Genomic DNA, 2,436 nt, shown 5'->3' on the forward strand with positions numbered 1-2,436 from the left:
GGCATAAATGAGGCTATAAGCCCAAACTCTCTTGCAACTGCTTTTATGGTCTCTCGCATGTAGACAATCCTGTCTGCAATAGTAAGAGGGTCTGTGTAATGTAGCGAGATCTCGTGCTGGCCAGGACCCGTTTCGGGGTTATAGTTGGCAAGCTCAATGTCCATTCCAAACAGTGATGCAGAGATCTTATCAATTATATCTCTGCTGGCATCAAACGCAGAGTTCTGGGCAAAGTGGTCATTATCAACGGGATCAAGCTGACCGCTCTCATGATAAGACTCCTCATCAAACAAAAAGAATTCAATCTCAGCGCCGCACTGAACTTCATATCCCATATCTTGGCCCTTTCTTATGGTGTTCCTTAGAAGCTCTCTCGGGCAAAGCTCCCAGGGGTCCTCGGTGCTATCCAACATCATGTTGCCCATAGTCTGAGCATGCCCTGGGGCATAGGGAAGCATTGCAAGAGTCTCCCAATCAGGAACTAATCTAATTTCTTTTATAGGCTCAAGACCTGCCTTGGGAACAGGCACATCAAACGCAGCATCTACAGACTGAACGGCAATGCTGATAGTTAGGGCTTGCTCTAGTTTGTAAATAAATTCCTCACTTCTAAGCTCCTCTAGTCCTTTGTTGTGAAGGTGTGCCTTAAAGGATGGAAGATGTATTGCTTTTGATCTGATTACGTTTCCGTTATCACACCATAGAATACGAAGAAATTTAATATCGTCACTTTTGAGAACATCTGCAATATGAAGCCTATTAACCATATGACGAACTCCCGTATTAAGTAGTTATGCTAATTCTGTGTGTCTAGTTTTTCATTCACAATTAACTCTAAGAAAAATGAGGATGCTCCAAATTCCTCTGGCACTCTGCCTTCTAAAACTTTAGTATCGAAAGTAATTGAATTTAAACCTGTAAGTATGTCGGAGACTTGAATCACGGAACCTACAGAGTCTTTGCCATCTACAACAGTGAGAGTGCCTGATGGAGGGTCTGATTTAAAGCTAGCAGAGTTTTTATGCCAGACTTGTGAGAAAGTGCTCACTAAAAAATGACCTGTTTCTCTTACGGTTCCTAGGTAGTAGAAAGAGACAATGGGAACGCCGTTTATATCAAGTTTGGAGTTCTTAAATGTTCCTGAATCCCCTTGAATGATGAATAGGTATTTAAGAGTTTCTAGATCATCTGCAAATACATCTTGAGGTGTTGCAATTATACAAAGACAACTTACTATCAAAGCTATCATGAGTATATGTCTATTCAAGATTCGCCTCCTTAAAAATTCCCATAGTGCACAATACCATATTACCTAGAGAATTCCCAAGATTGTATGAAGAACAATATATTTTTATTGGAATGAGTTGGTTATGAGGATAAAAAAAGGGTGTTATGTAGTTACACATAACACCCAGAAAATTATCTTAACTATTATAATTCTTAGTTAGCCATTAAATCTGATCATTGGCTCACAGTCTCCGTATGGAGCACATGTTGGCCTTGCATCGTATCTGATCATTGGCTCACAATCGCCATATGGTGCGCATGTCGGTCTTGCATCATACTTTGCGGTTGTATCATCAAATCTAATCATAGGCTCGCAATCTCCGTATGGAGCGCATGTTGGCCTAGCATCATATCTGATCATTGGCTCACAGTCGCCATAAGGAGCGCATGTAGGCCTTGCATCGTTCATCGCAGTTGAATCATCAAATCTAATCATAGGCTCGCAATCTCCGTATGGAGCACATGTAGGCCTTGCATCGTATCTGATCATAGGCTCGCAATCTCCATAAGGAGCACATGTTGGTCTTGCATCATTATCTAATGCAACCATACATGCAGTTGAGCTGTTTAGAGTTGCTTCTTCAGCCTGCACATCTGTTGTGTGGAATAAAACAAAAGAAAGAACAAATGCAAAAACGAAAATACCTAAACCTTTTGAAAGTTTAGTCATTTGGATCCCCTCCTTCTTAGGGTTGTTTTATTTATGTAGATAACTAATTAGTATCTACATATAATTCACCTTTAACTTACCCTCTGATTATTTATTTTATAACAGTAGGAATTAAAATGCAAATATTTATATGAATATTTACATGAATACCACATTATGTAATATTTGCAGTATTTTACAAAGATAGGGACAGGTTATTCTGGAGAGAACAAAAAGACTTATTTTACAACTTCAACATTTGTTATGCCATATCCTGAGGACATAAGAACGTTTTTTGCGGTGTCACTTTCCATAAATTTCATCCATTTAGCACTAGCTTCGGCATCGCCGCCTTTTATAGCAACCATAGCCTGCTTAATAGGATTGTGCATTCTGGAGGGAACGATCCAAGCATTCATTTTTTGCTCGTCACTAAGATCTCCGTAGGAGACAAGCCCGCCCTCAACCTGGCCAGACTCAACCATCTCTAGAGCCTTTAA

Annotated in this window: 4 protein-coding genes; all 4 read right to left on the reverse strand. The window is 40.0% G+C overall.

Annotation, left to right across the window (positions count from 1 at the left end):
* Nucleotides 1-767: hypothetical protein (locus AAF462_11565; protein ID MEM7009760.1), on the reverse strand; the 767-nt coding region annotated here is incomplete at its 3' end.
* 29 nt (nt 768-796) lie between these two features.
* On the reverse strand, nt 797-1,267 hold the full coding sequence (locus tag AAF462_11570) for a hypothetical protein (protein ID MEM7009761.1): 471 nt from the start codon (nt 1,265-1,267) through the stop codon (nt 797-799).
* 177 nt (nt 1,268-1,444) lie between these two features.
* Nucleotides 1,445-1,957: a hypothetical protein gene (locus AAF462_11575; protein MEM7009762.1), complete on the reverse strand. Its 513-nt coding sequence runs from the start codon at nt 1,955-1,957 to the stop codon at nt 1,445-1,447.
* A 218-nt stretch (nt 1,958-2,175) separates the two neighbouring features.
* A partial coding sequence (locus AAF462_11580; protein ID MEM7009763.1) for a substrate-binding domain-containing protein occupies nt 2,176-2,436 on the reverse strand: 261 nt, incomplete at its 5' end.

The organism is Thermodesulfobacteriota bacterium (assembly GCA_039028315.1).
Lineage (GTDB): Bacteria > Desulfobacterota_D > UBA1144 > Nemesobacterales > UBA2774 > CR02bin9.